The sequence below is a fragment of the Protofrankia coriariae genome, assembly GCF_001017755.1.
Lineage (GTDB): Bacteria > Actinomycetota > Actinomycetes > Frankiales > Frankiaceae > Protofrankia > Protofrankia coriariae.
The window spans coordinates 22,596-39,481 of sequence record NZ_JWIO01000042.1 but is presented as its reverse complement, the minus strand read 5'-3'; the positions used below and the strand labels follow the sequence as shown (position 1 = coordinate 39,481).

12 protein-coding genes and 2 pseudogenes are annotated in these 16,886 nt (G+C 69.7%); 9 read left to right on the top strand and 5 right to left on the bottom strand.

Features of this window, described 5'->3' with window-relative positions; genetic code table 11:
* The first annotated feature begins 49 nt into the window (after positions 1–49).
* The 7 genes and pseudogenes from FrCorBMG51_RS20050 to FrCorBMG51_RS31805 all read left to right on the top strand — a co-directional run bounded on the left by FrCorBMG51_RS20050 (position 50) and on the right by FrCorBMG51_RS31805 (position 9,953).
* Positions 50–3,462: pseudogene (locus FrCorBMG51_RS20050) on the top strand (pyruvate carboxylase).
* A gap of 348 nt (positions 3,463–3,810) precedes the next feature.
* Positions 3,811–4,494, top strand: a complete 684-nt coding sequence (locus FrCorBMG51_RS20045; protein ID WP_235433753.1) for an AfsR/SARP family transcriptional regulator — start codon at positions 3,811–3,813, stop codon at positions 4,492–4,494.
* 194 nt (positions 4,495–4,688) lie between these two features.
* A complete protein-coding gene (locus tag FrCorBMG51_RS20040; RefSeq protein ID WP_157180597.1) occupies positions 4,689–4,844 on the top strand; it encodes a lasso RiPP family leader peptide-containing protein in 156 nt (51 codons plus the stop codon).
* 394 nt (positions 4,845–5,238) lie between these two features.
* A complete protein-coding gene (locus tag FrCorBMG51_RS20035; RefSeq protein WP_047224581.1) occupies positions 5,239–7,173 on the top strand; it encodes a lasso peptide isopeptide bond-forming cyclase in 1,935 nt (644 codons plus the stop codon).
* The gene (locus FrCorBMG51_RS20030; RefSeq protein ID WP_013873706.1) at positions 7,170–7,439 is read left to right on the top strand and encodes a lasso peptide biosynthesis PqqD family chaperone; all 270 of its coding nucleotides are present in this window, start codon (positions 7,170–7,172) and stop codon (positions 7,437–7,439) included. The genes FrCorBMG51_RS20035 and FrCorBMG51_RS20030 overlap by 4 nt, the downstream gene beginning before the upstream one ends.
* 35 nt (positions 7,440–7,474) lie before the next feature.
* Positions 7,475–7,825: pseudogene (locus FrCorBMG51_RS35050) on the top strand (lasso peptide biosynthesis B2 protein); the annotation flags it as partial.
* Positions 7,826–7,952: 127 nt separating this feature from the next.
* A complete protein-coding gene (locus FrCorBMG51_RS31805) occupies positions 7,953–9,953 on the top strand; it encodes an ABC transporter ATP-binding protein (RefSeq protein ID WP_052914863.1) in 2,001 nt (666 codons plus the stop codon).
* 166 nt (positions 9,954–10,119) lie between these two features.
* Here FrCorBMG51_RS31805 and FrCorBMG51_RS20020 read toward each other — a convergent pair whose 3' ends face one another.
* Both FrCorBMG51_RS20020 and FrCorBMG51_RS20015 read right to left on the bottom strand, forming a co-directional pair.
* Positions 10,120–10,716, bottom strand: coding sequence for an LppP/LprE family lipoprotein (locus FrCorBMG51_RS20020; protein WP_047224580.1), 597 nt, complete (start codon positions 10,714–10,716; stop codon positions 10,120–10,122).
* A 549-nt stretch (positions 10,717–11,265) separates the two neighbouring features.
* Positions 11,266–12,651, bottom strand: a complete 1,386-nt coding sequence (locus tag FrCorBMG51_RS20015) for a M20/M25/M40 family metallo-hydrolase (protein ID WP_047224579.1) — start codon at positions 12,649–12,651, stop codon at positions 11,266–11,268.
* A 203-nt stretch (positions 12,652–12,854) separates the two neighbouring features.
* Here FrCorBMG51_RS20015 and FrCorBMG51_RS20010 point away from each other — a divergent pair, with 203 nt between their 5' ends.
* On the top strand, positions 12,855–13,709 hold the full coding sequence (locus FrCorBMG51_RS20010) for a hypothetical protein (protein ID WP_047224578.1): 855 nt from the start codon (positions 12,855–12,857) through the stop codon (positions 13,707–13,709).
* Here the strand turns inward: FrCorBMG51_RS20010 and FrCorBMG51_RS27305 are convergent.
* The 3 genes from FrCorBMG51_RS27305 to soxR all read right to left on the bottom strand — a co-directional run bounded on the left by FrCorBMG51_RS27305 (position 13,648) and on the right by soxR (position 16,120).
* Positions 13,648–14,397 carry an RCC1 domain-containing protein gene (locus FrCorBMG51_RS27305; protein WP_076843394.1) on the bottom strand — a complete coding sequence of 250 codons (750 nt, stop codon included), beginning with the start codon at positions 14,395–14,397 and terminating at the stop codon, positions 13,648–13,650. The two genes, FrCorBMG51_RS20010 and FrCorBMG51_RS27305, sit on opposite strands and share 62 nt — an antisense overlap.
* Before the next feature lie 575 nt (positions 14,398–14,972).
* Positions 14,973–15,422 (bottom strand): I66 family serine proteinase inhibitor, encoded by a 450-nt coding sequence (locus FrCorBMG51_RS20000; RefSeq protein WP_047224576.1) that lies wholly within the window; start codon positions 15,420–15,422, stop codon positions 14,973–14,975.
* Between the two features lie 242 nt (positions 15,423–15,664).
* Positions 15,665–16,120 carry a redox-sensitive transcriptional activator SoxR gene (gene soxR, locus FrCorBMG51_RS19995; protein ID WP_047224575.1) on the bottom strand — a complete coding sequence of 152 codons (456 nt, stop codon included), beginning with the start codon at positions 16,118–16,120 and terminating at the stop codon, positions 15,665–15,667.
* Positions 16,121–16,249: 129 nt separating this feature from the next.
* On the opposite strand from soxR, the gene FrCorBMG51_RS19990 reads away from it, so the two are divergent.
* Entirely contained in the window at positions 16,250–16,822 is a 573-nt protein-coding gene (locus FrCorBMG51_RS19990; RefSeq protein WP_047224574.1) for an NADPH-dependent FMN reductase, read from the top strand.
* The last annotated feature ends 64 nt before the right edge of the window (positions 16,823–16,886 follow it).

Below are 16,886 nucleotides of genomic sequence, written 5' to 3'. Positions count from 1 at the left end.
CGGCCGCTTCGGGGTCGACCTGGTCCGCGTCGTGGAGGGTGACACCTTGATCAATAAGGTCCTGGTCGCGAATCGCAGTGAGATAGCCATCCGCGTCTTCCGTGCCGCGCACGAGCTGGGCCTGCGCACGGTTGCTGTCTACACGCCCGAGGACGTGGGCTCACAGCACCGGACAAAGGCTGACGAGTCCTACGAGATCGGCAAGCCCGGCCACCCCGTCCGCGGCTATCTGGACATCGACGCCCTGCTGGCGGTGGCGAAAAGGGTCGGCGCGGACGCCCTGCACCCGGGATACGGCTTCCTGTCCGAGAGCGAGGCGCTGGCGCACGCGTGCGAGCTGGCCGGGGTCACCTTCGTCGGCCCCCCGCCGCCGGTGCTGCGGCTGACCGGGGACAAGGTGGCCGCCCGCGAGGCCGCGGTGGCCGCGGGCCTGCCGGTGCTGCGGGCCTCGGCGCCGGTGACCGAACCGGCCGCCGCGCTGGCCGCCGCCGAGGCCGTGGGCTTCCCGCTGTTCGTGAAGGCGTCGGCGGGCGGCGGCGGCCGTGGCCTGCGCCGGGTGAACCATCCAGAAGATCTTGAAGACGCGGTGACGAGCGCGATCCGGGAGGCGGCGGCGGCCTTCGGGGACGGCACGATCTTCCTCGAGCAGGCCCTCGACCGGCCCCGGCACATCGAGGTGCAGGTCCTCGGCGACGCCACCGGCGAGGTAGTCCACCTCTACGAGCGGGACTGCTCGGTGCAGCGACGTCACCAGAAGGTCGTCGAGGTCGCGCCCGCTCCCCTGCTCGACGCCGCCGTGCGGGACCGGCTGTGCGCGGACGCGCTGGCGTTCGCCCGGCACGTCGGCTACGTGAACGCCGGCACGGTGGAGTTCCTGGTCGCCGCCGACGGGTCGCACACCTTCATGGAGATGAACCCGCGTATCCAGGTCGAGCACACCGTCACCGAGGAGGTCACCGGCGTCGACCTGGTCGTGGCACAGCTGCGGATCGCCGGCGGCGCCACCCTGGCCGACCTGGGCCTGTCCCAGGAGTCGATCAGTATCCGCGGGGCCGCGGTGCAGTGCCGGGTGACCACCGAGGACCCGGCGGACGGGTTCCGCCCGGACACCGGAAAGATCACCAGATACGAGTCCCCGGGCGGCTCGGGCGTCCGGCTGGACGGGGCGATCTACCAGGGCGTGGAGATCACCCCGTACTTCGACTCGCTGCTGGTCAAGGTGACCGCCCGCGGCGCCGATCTGGCGCAGGCCACCGCGCGGGCCGGCCGGGCGCTGGCGGAGTTCCGGGTCCGCGGCGTGCGCACGAACGTGAAGTTCCTGCAGCGGCTGCTCGCCGAGGAGGACTTCCTCGCCGGCCGGGTGACCACGTCGTTCCTGGACGACCGGCCAGGGCTGTTCCTCGGGGACGGCGGCACCGACCGCACCAGCCGGCTGCTCGACCGGCTGGCCACCAGCACCGTCAACGGCCACCGGCGGCCGGCCACCACNNCCGGCGGCCGGCCACCACTCTGATCGACCCGCTGGGCCTGCTGCCGGCCATCCCGGCCGGGGCGGCGCCGGCCGGCTCCCGGCAGCTGCTCGCCGAGGTCGGCCCGCGTCAGTGGGCGGCGCGGCTGCGGGCCGAGACCCGGCTCGCGGTCACCGACACCACTCTGCGTGACGCCCATCAGTCGCTGCTGGCGACCAGGCTGCGCACCACCGACATTCTCGCGATCGCCCCCGCCTACTCCCGGCTCGTCCCCGACCTGCTGAGCCTTGAGTGCTGGGGCGGGGCCACCTACGACGTGGCGCTGCGCTTCCTCGCGGAGGACCCGTGGGAACGCCTCGCCGCCATCCGCGAACGGGTTCCCAACATCTGCCTGCAGATGCTGCTGCGCGGACGCAACGCCGTCGGCTACACCCCCTACCCGGACGACGTGGTCCAGGCGTTCGTCGCCGAGGCGGCGGCGACCGGCGTCGACATCTTCCGGGTGTTCGACGCGCTGAACGACATCGAGCAGATGCGGCCGGCGATCGACGCGGTCCTTGAGGCAGGCGCGGTCGCCGAGGGAACTCTGTGTTACACCGGCGATCTGGTGGACCCCGCGGAGCGGATCTACACCCTCGACTACTACCTGCGCCTGGCCGAACAGCTCGTGGCCGCCGGCGCGCACGTACTGGCGATCAAGGACATGGCCGGGCTGCTGCGGCCGACCGCCGCACGCGTCCTGGTGGCGGCGCTGCGGAAGAACTTCGACGCGCCCGTGCACGTACACACCCACGACACCGCCGGTGGCCAGCTGGCCACCCTGATCGCGGCGGCCGAGGCCGGCGCGGACGCCGTCGACGCCGCGTCCGCGCCGCTGTCGGGCGGCACCAGCCAGCCGAACCTGTCCGCGCTCGTCGCCGCTACCGACCACACCCCACGGGCAACCGGGATCAGCCTGGCCGCGCTGTCGGCGATGGAGCCGTACTGGGAGGCGGTCCGCGACCTCTACGCGCCGTTCGAGGCCGGGCTGCGGGCGCCGACGGGCGCCGTCTACCGGCACGAGATCCCCGGCGGTCAGCTGACGAACCTGCGCCAGCAGGCGATCGCCCTCGGGCTGGGCGCCAAATGGTCCCAGGTGCAGGAGTGCTACGCCCTGGCCAACGACCTGCTCGGCAAACCCATCAAGGTCACGCCCACCAGCAAGGTCGTCGGGGATCTGGCGCTGTTCATCGCCGGCGGTGACATCGACGTCGCCGTGCTGCGCGAGCATCCCGAACGCTACGACCTGCCGGCCAGCGTCCTGGGCTACCTTGCCGGCGATCTCGGCACGCCACCGGCCGGCTTCGCCGAGCCCTTCCGCGAACGCGCGCTCGCCGGCCGGCAGCCGTCCGCGCCCGTGACCGACCTGGACCCGCATGACGCGGCCGCCCTGCGGGTGGACGGACCGGGGCGGCGCGAGACGCTGTCCCGGCTGCTGTTCCCCGGGCCGTGGAACGACTACACCGCCGCCGTGGCGGCCTACGGCAACTCCGCCACGGTCCCCACCGAGGAGTTCTTCTACGGCCTCACCCCGGGACAGCCGGTGACCATCACCGTGGAGCCCGGGGTGGAGGTCATCGTCGAGCTCAACGACGTCGGCGAACCCGACGACGCGGGCATGCGCACCCTGTACCTGCGGGTCAACGGCCAGCCACGGCCGGTGTCGGTGCGGGACACCTCGATCGCGACGGTGTCCAAGGAGGCCCGGCGCGCCGACCCCGGCGACCCGGCACAGATTCCCGCGGGGCTGCCCGGGCTGGTCACCTATACGGTCGCTGTCGGTGACGAGGTGCGCAAGGGTGACCGGTTGGCCACCATCGAGGCGATGAAGATGGAGGCCGCCGTCACCAGCCCGCACGCGGGGACCGTCACCGAACTGCTCCACTCCTCCGGCGTTTCCGTCGAGGTCGGCGATCTCCTTCTTGTGGTGACCCCCGTGCCGGTCCCCAGCTGAGCGGCTTCTTCAAGATCATCCTGATTGGTGCGACTCCAGACAGGGTACCGCTAGCACGTGGCCGTACTCACGGCATGTGCCGCATTCGCACAGCGCCCCGGTCAGCGATCCCGGAAACGGATGTCGCCGACCGGGGGAAGGAGTATGCGCCTTATCCGGTGAGTTTCTTTTGTCGAGCCGGCTGTAGCCAGGTACGGGAGTACCCGCGGAATGGAGTCATACGCCAGTCAGATGAGCACGGAAGTACGCGGACTCCGGGGCGAGAGAACGCGGTTCCGCGTACTGGGGCCATTGGAGGTGTACGGATCTGACGACACACTGATCGATATTCACCAGCACAAGCCGCGCATGCTGCTCTCGCTACTGCTCCTCAATGCCGGGACCTGGGTGAGCATCGACCGGATCTGCGCCGTCCTCTGGGAGGACGAGCCGCCCAGATCCTCGTTCGGAAACATCAAGACCTATGTGTCGCAGTTGCGGCGGACGCTCCCCCCGGCTCCTCCCACGGATAACAGGATAGAAAGCAGGGCAGGCGCCTACCGCATCAACCTGGCGCCTGGTGAACTTGACGTGTCGGTTTTTGACAAAATGGCGTACCGTGGCCAGGAGGCGTTGCGCGAAGGCGCCGGCGAGATTGCCGTCGAGTATTTTCAGAAAGCGTTGGAACTGTGGCGTGGACAGCCTTTCGACGAACTGCCCGAGAGCATCACCCTGGCCGAGGCGGCACGGTTGGAGGAGCAGCACTGGGCGGTCCTGGAAGATCTGATCGACGTCCGTCTCTCCCGCGGCCACCAGGACGCCGTCCTGCCCACGCTGCGTGCGCTGACCATCGAATATCCCCTGCGGGAACGGCTGTGGGGCCAGCTCCTCCTCGCGTTGCACCAGTCGGGCCGGCGGGCGGAGGCGCTGTCGGCGTACCAGACCGTGTACCGCCTGCTGGCCGAGGAGCTCGGCGTCGAGCCGGGAGCGGGGCTGCGTAGGCTGCACCAGCGAATACTGGACGCCGATCTCAGTGTGGAGACCGAGCGGTGACCGGCGGCAGACGGTACGGAAACGCACCTTTTTCGCTACGGATGTACGCGGGTTGAACCTTCACTGAACCTCATGGTCGCAACATGGAGGAAGGGTTGGTTCCCAATGGGCCAGCCCGGAGAGATCGGATGGAAGAGGCCGTCCGACCAACGATGGTCGGGCCGATCATCCGAGAGGACTCCACAGGAGGCACCATGAAAGCTCCGTACCAGCCGCCCGCGCTCCAGGAGGTCGGCACCTTCCCCGTCGTCACCGAAGGCTACTACGGCGGCCATCGGCGGGACTACTACGGCGGATACCACAAGTTCCGCAGGTTCCGTAGGTTCCGCGGATTCCGTCACGGCTACTAGAACACCACGGACTGGAACGCCGCTGAACACCAACGGTTCACCCGCGAGCGGGTGCTCCCGCACCCCGGCTGATCGCCCCTGCGGCGTCGACCTGGAGGGAACATTGCTGCCCGGGTCAACACGCCCGTGCTGTCCGGGCGCAGCTACCCCGCCCGCTGGTCGGACTACGACCGCTGTTCAGCGGCCCCGTGGACAAGCCACATAGCCCGGTGGCTCCCTGCCGTCGTGCACGGTGGCAGTGAGTAACTCTTACTGCCACCAGCGGCGTGCGGGGACGCGGGGAGCGGACATTTTCCTCGACAGCGACTGCCGACGGTGGCCCCGGCCGCAGCCTGTCATCCTGATCTCCGGTGCGAAGAAACAGGCGGACAGTGCATGAACAGGTGGACAGCGCATGACAGGACTTCCCTCTCCCGGAACACCGTGGTTTCTCACTCTGCCCGATGCCGGTCACCTGGCCGGGGCCGTCAGCCCGGTCGCCGAGCGCGCCCCGCGAACGCTGCGCTACCGTTCCGGCCGGCCGTGGCTGCTTGGTGACTGGTCCGACGACGCGGTCGGCTCCGACGGCCACGGCAACGATGCTGTCGGCGACACTGTCGTGGTCGCCGAGGCCGGGACCTCCCGACTGGCGCTGATCGGATGTTGCCCGGTCAGCGCCGCCCACCTCACTCGCGCTCTGACGCGGATACGGGAGGTCACCGCGCTCGACATCCTGATCTCGTCGCTGCCCGGCAGTTTCCACGTCGTGGCCGACATCGACGGCCGCCGCCGTGTTCAGGGCACCGCTTCGGGCCTGCGGCGGGTGTTCCACACGGTGTTGGACGGGCAGGTCATCGCCTCCGACCGCGCCGACGTGCTGGCCGCCTGCGTCCGCGGCGAGCTGGATCCCACCGCTGTCGCGCTGTCCCTGCTCGACCCGTCGGCGCCCTACCCCCTGGACGACCGGCCGATGTGGCGCGGTGTGGAGGTACTCGCGCCCGACCATTTCCTCCTGGCCGACGGCGACGGACGGGCGCGCACCGTCCGCTGGTGGCGCCGACCCGAACCGGTGCTGTCGCTGGAGACGGGAGCACCGCTGCTGCGCGGCGCCCTCACCGAGGCGGTGGCCGCCCGGGCCGGTGCCGTCGGTGGCAGCGGTAGCAGCACCGGTGGCAGCAGCGGTGGCACGGTGAGCTGCGACCTGTCCGGCGGACTCGACTCGACAGCGGTGTGCTTTCTGGCCGCGAGAAACCCGGTGACGCTCGTCGCCTACACCGGTATCGGCCGGGATCCGGGCGATGACGATCCGGAATGGGTGGACCTGGCCGTGGCTGGTCTGCCGGACAATCTGCCGAACATGGTGCACGAGGTCCTGCCGCGCGACGAGCTTCCCCTCGTCTACGACGGGATCATGACCGCTGACGAAGCGCTGGACAGGCCCTTCCCCGGCATCACCGACCGGGCGAAGATACTCACCGGCCTGCGCCGCGTGGCCCTTTACCGCCCACGTGTCCACCTGACCGGCCTCGGCGGTGACGAGGTCGTGCAGGGAACATCGAACTACCTGCCCGCGCTGCTGCGCAGGCGTCCGTGGGCCGCCGTCGACCGGTTCCGCGGCTTCCGGATCCAGCACCGGTGGCCGTTGTGGGCGGGCCTGTGGATGCTTCAGCCGCGCGGCTACCACACCTACCTGGCGCAGCTGGCCGCCCAGGTCACCGGCTCCCGCCCGATGCCCGGCCTCGCCGACCTGGACTGGGCCGACGCCCCCCGACTGCCCAGGTGGCTGACGCCGCACGCCGTCACGCTGGTGCGCGAGGCGCTGGAGGCGCTGGTGGACTCCGCGGCGCCACCGCTGGCCGGGACCCGTGACGGGCATCATGACCTGCTGTCCATCCGAACGGCCGCGGGAGCCACCCGGCTGTTCTGCCAGCTCGCCGCGCCGACCACCGTGACCCCGGCCGCCCCGTTCCTCGACGATCGGGTGATCGAGGCCGCCCTCGCGGTTCGCCCGGAGGAACGCACCACCCCCTGGGAGTACAAGCCGCTGCTCAAGGAGGCCATGCGCGGGATCGTGCCGGACCGCTCCCTGCGACGCGTCACAAAAGCGGAGGGTTCGGCGGAGGAGGCGGCGGGGCTGGACGCCCACCACGACCAGCTGCTGGCGTTGTGCGAGAACTCCCGGCTCGCCGATCTCGGGCTGGTGGATCCGGAGAAACTGCGGGCGTGCTGCCGGTATTCACACGCGCCCGAGCGGGAACACGAATCTCTCCACCAGACCTTCGCCTGTGAAACATGGCTTCGGGTGCTCACCGGCGACCGGGCGGCCGGACATCCGCTGGGGGCAGCATGACGAGGTTGCGGCAGGCGGTCGCCCACACCGAAACCGACTATGGTGCCGCGCTCCTGGACGAGCGCAGCGGTCGATACTGGTCGCTCAATCCGACCGGGGCGCTCGTGTTACGCGTGCTGCTCGGCGGCGGCAGCCCCGCCGACGCCGCCGCCGCCGTCACCGACACCTGTGACGTGGACGCAACCACCGCGGACCGTGACGTGCGGGCCCTGCTGACCGAGCTTCGCGCGGCGGGGCTCCTCGCGACCGGCGCCGCCGACCGGTAATGCCGACGCACGTTCACCCCGGGAGGTGACGGGCAATGACCACACCCATGTCGGTGAGCCGCCGGGGAGACAGCCTTGCGCTACGGCGACGGCCCCTGGCCCTGGCCGCGGTCGCGGCCGCACGACTGCTCGCCACCCAGCCTCCCAGCCGGATCCGTGCCGTCCTGACCTGCCTGCGCCGGGGTGCCGTGCCAGCCGACTACCAGCAGACGCTGGCCGCACGCAACGCCGTGACGGCGGTGAGCATGGTGTGTCGCAGCGGCCACGGCTGCATCCCCCGATCCATCGCCACCGCGCTGCTCTGCCGGGCATCAGGGGTCTGGCCCACCTGGTGCGTGGGCGTCCGCGCCGTCAGCCCGTTCGCCGCCCATGCCTGGGTGGAGGCGGACGGGGCGATGGTGGGCGAACGGGAACCAGCGGGCTACTTCCGGCCGCTTCTCACCGTCCCCCCGCCAGCGGCGGGNTCCCCCCGCCAGCGGCGGGGATGGCCACGGCGGCAGGTGTCGGAGCGTCATGAGGATCATCGGCCTGCCGGGCGGCCCGGCGGAGCGGACGACCACGGCCAGGCCACGGCCGACCGACTCGGACGGCGACGCGGCGCACACCGACGGTGTGCCCGGGGAACGCCTTCAGGGCGACGGACCGTCCGGCGACGGAGCATACGAGGACGGGTCGCAGGCCGGGGAACTGCGGCTGCGCGGACTGTGGCGTCTGCTGCGCGGACACGGCTCGCTGGTGGGGATCGCCACCGCGCTGACGGTGGTCGGCACCGTCCTCGGCGTCGCCCAGCCGCTGCTGGTGAAGGACGTCATCGACCTTGCGCAGGCCGGCGGCGTCCCCGGATCGCTCATCCTGCTGCTGTTCGCGCTCTTCGTCGGCCAGGCGCTGACCGACACCCTCGGTAACTACCTGCTGGAACGTGCCGGCCAGGGAATCCTGCTCGATCTGCGGATCCGGCTGGTCGATCACCTGCTGCGGCTGCGGATCGGGGTCTACGACCGGCGGCGCATAGGCGACCTGATCTCCCGGGCCAACACCGACACCACCCTCGTCCGTGAGGCGGTCGCCTACAGCTTCTCCACGGTCGTCACAAGCGTGATCGGCGTCATCGGCGCGGTCGTGATGATGGTGTGGCTGGACGCGCTGCTCTTCCTGCTGGTCCTGCTCGCGGCCGTGGTGGCCGGGGTGATGGTGCTGGGCGTGATGGTGCGCATCCGGATCACCTCGGAACGCGGCCAGGCCAGCATCGGGAGCATGACCGCCGACCTCGAACGGGCACTCACCACGATCCGCACCGTGCGGGCCAGCCGGGCCGAACGGCGTGAGAGCGCGCGCATCGCCGGCCACGCGCGGGACGCCTACCGGGCCGGGGTGCGGATGGCCGCGTTGGACTCGGTCGTCGCTCCGGCCATCCAACTGGCCGTGCAGGGATCGGTTCTGGTGGTGCTGCTGGTCGGTGGAGTGCTCGTCGCACGGGGTTCGACGTCCCTGGGTGATCTCGTCGCCTTCCTGCTCTACGCCACCTATCTCGTCATACCGCTGTCCGATCTGTTCGAGGTCGCGGGGACGATCCAACGCGGCATGGGAGGGCTGCGGCGTGTCGACGCGGTCTTCGCGCTACCCCGCGAACCGGACACCGCCGGTGCCGCCGAGCGGCGTCCCGACCCCGGCCGGGACGGCCCCGGACCGCGGGCGCTCCGGCCCGCCGGCCGGCACGGGAGACAACTCGGGGACGGGCAGGCGGTCGAACAGGCCGGGGACACTCCGGCGGTCGAGTTCCGTAACGTCTGGTTCGGCTACTCCGGCGAACCGGTGCTTCGGGACGTGTCGTTCACGGTGCCGCCCCGCGGCCACATCGCGCTGGTCGGCAGGTCCGGTGCGGGCAAGTCCACCGTGTTCCAGCTCATCGAGCGGTTCTACGAACCGGACCGCGGGACGATCCTGTTCGGCGGGCGGGACGTGGACATCCTCGACCGTGCCACCGCCCGCACCTGGGTGAACCTGGTCGAACAGCAGACCCCGGTGCTGCAGGGAACGCTGCGTGACAACATCGTCTATGCCGCGCCCGACGCCACCGAGGACGAGCTGCGCTGGGCGATCAGTACCGCCGGCCTGGCCGACCTGGTCGCGCGGATACCCGACCGGTTGGACACCGAGGTCGGCGACCACGGGGTTCTGCTCTCGGGCGGGGAACGCCAACGGGTCGCCATCGCCCGCGCGTTGCTGGCCCGGCCCGCCGTCCTCCTCATGGACGAGCCCACCTCCCAGATGGACTCGCTCACCGAGCGGGCGCTCACCCGGGCGATGCGTCAGGTCTCGGCATCGCATGCGCTCCTGGTCATCGCACACCGGATCTCCACGGTTCGCGCAGCCGATCGGATCATCGTCCTCGACGAGGGAAAGGTGGCGGCCACCGGACACCACGAGCATCTGATGCGGGTGAGCCCGCTCTACCAGGAGCTCGCGTCCAGCCGGCTGGACGCTGACCCGGACCTTGGCCGGGGGCGCCCATGAGGGGGCCGGCCGTAAAGGGGCCGGAGCAGGGTTCTGGGGAAGGCCGTGCGGGCCTGGTGGTCGTCCAGCTCCGGCAGTCCGGATGCGTTTGACCGTATCGCCGGTGGCTGCGGGGCTGGCCGGTCCGCGTCGCGGACCGGCCAGCCCCGGTTGGCCCGCCTCGTCCTCAGCTCGCGGTGCTCGTCGAGCCCGTGCTGCTCACCGCCCGTCGGCTTGCCGACGCCGACCAGTCGGCGGGCGGGACGGGGTCGAGAGGAACAGCCGTCGTACCGTTCCACTGGTAACGCACAGTCGCCGCGCCAGCGGTGGGGCAGCACAGCGGGTCATCGGGCCGGTAAAGCTGGTAGGACAGCGCGACGACGTCGTCGGTGGACCACAGCCACTCGACGGTCGCGCTCGGTAGCTGGGTGTCAGTGCCGACCAGACGGCCGTGGTGGAAGAGGAACGCCTGCTGGGGATGGCCGTCCACGGCGGCGGTCCAGCGTCCGACGATCACGCTGAGGTCGTTGTCCGGGTGGTAGCCGGCCGTCCCGGTGGGGGTGTAGCCGTGCTCCCGGACGACCGCCGTGGCCGTTTCGGTCCCGTCAGTTCCGGAAGCGGACCCGGAAGACGGCGCGGACACGGGCGCGGCGGACAGCGGCGTCCCCGGCCCGGGTGGCCGCGGCTGTGGTGCCGACGCGGCGAGAACACGCCCGTCGCCCCACCCGCTCAGCGCGACCGTGACGGCCACCAGGGTGGCCACCAGACAACGACGAAAGGCCATGACATCCCCTCTCCCCTGCCCGCTCTCTGCCTTGTCCGCTGCCCGTACGTCAGGGCTGACTCCCCGCCGTGGCCGGGCTCCCGCTGGCGGAGATACCCGTTTCACACCCGCCTACTCGGCCATTCGTCCCTCACACCGTCTCCGGTCGACCCAGAGCCGGGACAGCCGGTAAATCGATGAAAAGGTAAAACGAATGTCCGGTATTATGACCAGACGCCGGAAGACCAGCCATCAGAATACAGACAACCACCGGAGCGCAGACGAAAGAATACGGACACCTACAACGACGCGGGCAGCCGGGCGAAAAAGGAAACAAATCGGTACGGTACGACACCCGGGCGCATCACATGTTATCCGGACTGCCCGGCCGACTGGTGGGCCACACGCGGTACACGCACGTTTCCGCTGTCTTCTGCCGGACATGGCCGGTACGGCCCGGCCCGCCTGGGCCAGGCCGTACCGCGCGCGGTGCCCCGAGGCGGCCCCACGCGAAGCGCTACAAGAGCGGCAGTGCGCGAAGCCGCTACCAGGGCGGCACCGCGCGAAGCGCTAGGAGGCGGCCAGGAAGCGGTCGAGGACGCGGACGCCGAACCGCAGCGACTCGACCGGCACCCGCTCGTCCACACCGTGGAACATGCCAGCGAAGTCCAGGTCCGGTGGCAGCAGCAGGGGCGAGAAACCAAAGCAGCGGATACCGAGCCGGGAGAACGACTTGGCGTCGGTACCCCCCGAAAGCATGTAGGGGACCGGGCGGGCGGCCGGGTCCTCGGCTTTCAACGCACCCGCCATCGCGTCCACGAGCGGACCGTCGAAACCGGTCTCCAACGCCTGGTCGAACACGACCCAGTCACGCCGGACGGCCGGGCCGATCAGCTCGTCGAGCTGACGGAGGAACTCCTCCTCCTGGCCGGGCAGGAAACGGCCGTCCACATGCGCGGTGGCCTCCCCCGGAATGACGTTGACCTTTTCTCCCGCGTTGAGCTGTGTCGGGTTCGCGGTGTTGCGGATGGTCGCTCCGATCATCCGGGCGATCGGGCCGAGCTTGGCGATCGTGGTCTCCAGGTCGTCGGTGTCGATCTCGATACCGAGCGCGTCCCCGATGGAGTCCAGGAACGTCCGGACGGTCGGGGTCAGCACGATCGGGAAGCGGTGCCGGCCGAGCCGCACGACCGCCTCGCACAGCGCCGTGACCGCATTGTCGTCGCTGACCATCGAGCCGTGCCCGGCCCGGCCGGCGACGGTGAGCTTCATCCAGGCGATGCCCTTCTGAGCCGTCTCGATGAGGTAGAGGCGCAGGTCGTCGGAGACCGTGTAGGAGAAACCACCCACCTCGCTGATCGCCTCGCTGCAGTCGGCGAACAGGTGCGGGTGGTTGTCGACCAGCCAGCGGGCTCCGAGCCTGCCGCCGGCCTCCTCGTCCGCGACAAAGGCAAGCACCAGGTCACGCGGTGGCCGCCGACCGGAACGCAGCAGGTCACGGACGACCGCGAGCGTCATCGCGTCCATGTCCTTCATGTCGACCGCGCCGCGTCCCCACAGACTGCCGTCGACGATCTCGCCGCTGAACGGGTGGACCCGCCAGTCCGCCGGGTCCGCGGGCACCACGTCAAGATGACCATGGATGAGCAGCGGCGGGCGGTGCGGATCGACACCCTCGACCCGGGTGATGACGCTGGTACGGCCGGGTTCGGACTCCAGGATGGTGGTCTGAAGGCCGACCTCGGCGAGCTTGGCCGCCACGTATTCGGCGGCGGCCCGTTCGTTGCCGTCGCCGTTGCCCCGGTTCACCGAGTCGATGCGCACCAGGTCACGACAGATCTCGACGGCTTCGTCCTGCGCGGCCGTGCTCACCGCCGCCGGGCTTGCGGCTACCGGGCCCGCGGTCTGCCGCCGGGCCGGGGAGATGTCGTCGGACGCGGGGATGTCGCTCGCCATCACACCAGTCTGCCAGCCCGGCCGGCTCGGCCGACGGCAACCACGCCGGATCGCAACACAGCCGTATCCCACAACACCCGTATTGATTGATTCCGCTGCCGGAGGAGGGAAGTCCACACCCGGGGGGATGCCCCCGATCCGGGACAACCGTACGGTCATCAGGGCATAGAGGTGTGCTCTAGCTTACATTCCGGGAGTCGATCATGCCGCTTGCCCCGCCGCCGCCTCAGCCGCCCGCGCCTCCGTACGGGCTCGAGCTCAACACCACGATGCAGACCGTGGCCACCATTGTGCTGTGGGTCGGCACGGCCACCCTGCTCGTGTACGCCGGGAAAATGGCCCGCGAGGAACGCTCGATCTTCCCGGTGGCGCTCGTTGTCGCGGTCGCGGTCGGCAGCATCATCGAGCCGCTGTACGACATCGCCTACCACCTGCACTGGCTCGACAACGGCGAGCAGTGGACGTTGTTCACCAGCTTCGGCCTGCCGCAGCCGGTCTGGGTGATGCCGGCGTACGTCATGGTGTTCGGTCTGCCGGCGCTGCTGCTGTACCGCTCGCTGAGCAGGGGCGCGACGCTGCGGCAGATCTTCACGCTCGGCGCCCTCACCGCCGTCACGACCGCGGTGTTCGAGATCACCGCGATCAACCTCGACCTGTACGTCTACTACGGCGAGTCGCCGTGGCGCGTGCTGGACTACCCGCTGTTCATCGCGTTCATGGAAGCCGCGCAGATCACGGGCTTCGCCGTCCTGGCCGCCGTGCTCAAACTGCGGGCGACCAAGGAGGTCCACAACCTGGCGCTCTTCGCGATCTTCCCGTGCAACTTCGCCTTCGACGTCCTGGGCGCCGGCTTCCCCACCCTCATCCTGCAGAACTCCAGCCCCGACCCGAACGGCTTCGCTCTGTTCCTGAGCGCCATCGCCAGCGTCGCGCTCACGGCGACCGCCCTGTGGTGGTCCGCGCAGCTGCTGCTCACCCTGCAACGCAGGGACGGGATCACACCGACTGGGACGCGGACCCCGCCCGAGAAACCGGTACACGAGGCCTCCCTCGTCTGAAAGACGTTTCCCCCAAGGGCCCTATCCCCCAGAAGACCGCCCCGAGCCGTACCACCCGCCGGAACGGTACGCCCGGGACGGTCCGGGAGGGTTGGCCGCGCCGACGTCGCCGCGGCCAACCCTCCCGGACACGGCGCTGGCTGGTCAGAGAAGCTTCCCTGCGCTCTGACCAGCCAGTAGCAGTTTCCAGCCAGTAGGAGTTTCCCCGGGCCGCTTTCCGCCCGCGTCCTTCGGGGCGGCCGGGTCGTCGCGCTCGGAGCCGGCGGAAGGTCAGAGCGCGCGGGAAGCAGGACGACGCGATCGCGTATGCGACGTCCAGACCGGCGCTGATGGCGGTGGCTCCGGCCAGGCCGCGGACCCGCACCGGCAGCACACTGTCGGTGGTGGTGCCGTTCCCCAACTGGCCGTAGGTGTTCCTGCCCCAGGCCCACACGGTGCCGTCCCGGCGCAACACGTACTTGGTGTCTCTGGAGCTGCCGGCGATGGCGGTGGCCCCGGTCAGCGTGGGAATCCGCACCGGTACCGAGCTGTCGGTGGTGGCGCCGTCGCCGAACAGGCCGGCATTGTTCCAGCCCCAGGCGTACAGCGTGCCGGCCCGCGGCCGGGCGTCCGCTCCCAGCGTTCCCGCGCCGGGCGTGGACGCCACCGCGGCCGCCGGCAGGAGCGTCGTCCCGACCACGGCCAGCATCGCCGACCGGACATCGTCGTTTCTCCGCTCCGTGGGACCAGCGGGTGTCACCCCACACGCCGACATCACGAAGAATAGCAAGATCGATACTTTCTGTAACTAGATTACCGCGTGTCCACCAGTGGGCCCGAAAGCCCGGGAGAACCCCGCCGCCTACGCCGACAAGGGGCGCCACCGGGATACGCCAGGAACGAGCAATGGCCGGTGACACCCCGTTGCCCTGATCGACAGGCTGGCCGACGCCAACGACGATCATGGTGGCCGGGGTACGGTGCGGCCCATCCACGTCAGGGGCGGACACGATGTGGTGACCGGTCACCGCCGGGCAGAGCCCGAAGACCCCTATGGTTCAGTATCGTGCCCGGATCGCCAGGACTAGAGCGCCGGTCATGTAACCATACGTATCCTCGCTAACGGCGGCACACGTCGATGGACACCGGCCATCGGAGAAGATCGGCGCAAGTTTGTCGTTGTGTACGCTGACGCGGCCAAAAAGCGTACACAACGACAAACTCTTTTGGATCATGTCCTGTGCGGGTGGTTGTGGATGGGATTCGCACTACTTGACCAGCGCTCTAGCGCACCTCGATGACGAGGGGCTCCTCCTCGCCCTCACCCGCGGGCAGTAGCACGACCCGCTTGGGCAGGAGACTGCGGTCCTCCACGATGCTGCGCCCGAGGTAGCGGCCCGTGCCCGCCAGCTCCAGGGTGTAGAACCCGGACACGATCTGGTCAACCTTTTCGATCTTCGCGGCGGCGTCGTCCTCATCGAACTTCCGGATGGTCCAGCGTGCCCGCTCCGCCCCGGCCACAGCCACGGCGACCTGGGCCCCAGGGTCCGTGCTCGGTGCGGCCAGCACTTTCCCAGAGGCAAGCTCGGTGAACTGGAACCCCCCGTCGACCGCGGCGACCACCCACTCGCTCGCCTCTTCCTGGCCGATCAGCAGAGCCCACACCAGGTCTTTCTGGACTCCCGTCGGCGCACCCCTGACTATGATCCTGGCGATCTTTCCTTCGTCCCCCACAGTGCCTCCCCAACGGTTTTGATGACTGATGCAACAGGATCGCTTACTCAGAAGAACAGTGCAACTGTTTGAGTAACTGTCCCAACGTGATGGGTGAGTCAGGTCGCACAGGGCGGGGCACCGTTATGCGTCTTGGCGTTGGTTTGCTGGTTGTTTTTGAAGATCAAAAATATGAGAAGACTCGTCAACAGTGTTGACTACAGTGTGGCTTCACATGTCGTGCGGCAGGATTCCCGCTGTGGCTATGGCTCGAGGTGGCAGCGGGGGCCCGCACCCTGCTCGCCGAGGGTGTCGTACGGGTTGACCAGGGCGCAGCGGTCGATCGACAGGCAGCCACAGCCGATGCAGTCGGTGAGGTGGTCGCGCAGCTGCTCCAGCCGCCGGATGCGGGCGTCGAGCTCCTCGCGCCAACGGGTGGACGCCCGCGCCCAGTCCTCCCGGGTGGGAGTGCGCTCGTCCGGCAGCACGGTGAGGACGTCCCGGATCGTCGCAAGCGGGATGCCGACGCGTTGCGAGGCACGGACGAAGGCGACCCTGCGCAGGATGTCCCTGCCGTAGCGGCGCTGGTTGCCGGGGGTGCGCCGGCTGCGGATGAGCCCCTGCCGCTCGTAGAAACGCAGCGCCGAGGGGGACACGCCACTGCGCTCGGCCAGCTCACCGACGGTGAGCTCCTTGGTCTTCCAGGACAGCTGTGCCATGTGGACCACGGTAGCTTGACTTGAACCTTTGTTTAGCTTCCAGGGTGGTACCCAGGATGAGATCAACGAGATCGTCAGCCATGGCGTCACCAGGAGCCACGGGAACCGAGAACCGGGAAAGGGACCATCATGTCCGAGCATGCGTTGCAACTGGCCGTGATCGTGGGCAGCACGCGGGAAGGCCGGTTCGCGCCGGTGGTGGCGAACTGGTTCGTCAGCCAGGTCGAACAGCGCGACGACCTGGCGCTCGACGTCGTCGACCTGGCCGAGGCGCGGCTGCCCGCCGTGCTTACCAGGCAGCCGCCGCCCGAGGTGGCGGCGCTGACCCCGCGGCTGGACGCGGCCGACGCGTTCGTCGTGGTGACGCCGGAGTACAACCACTCCTATCCCGCGCCCCTGAAGAACGCCATCGACTGGTACTACACGCAGTGGCAGGCCAAACCGATCGGATTCGTCTCCTACGGGGGCCTGGCCGGCGGGCTGCGCGCTGTGGAACAGCTTCGACTGGTGTTCGCAGAACTACATGCGGTAACTATTCGTGAGACGGTCAGTTTCCACAACGCGCGGGAGAAGTTCGACTCCGCCGGCCAGCCGAAGGACGCCACCGGCCCGGGCGCCGCGGCAAAGACGATGCTCGACCAGCTCGCGTGGTGGGCCCGGGCGCTACGCGACGCCCGGACGGCCCACCCCTACGGCACCTGATCTCGCTCGGATCCCACCCAGCTCAGTCCCGCCCGGGCGGCCTCGCCCGCCGTACCGGCAGGCC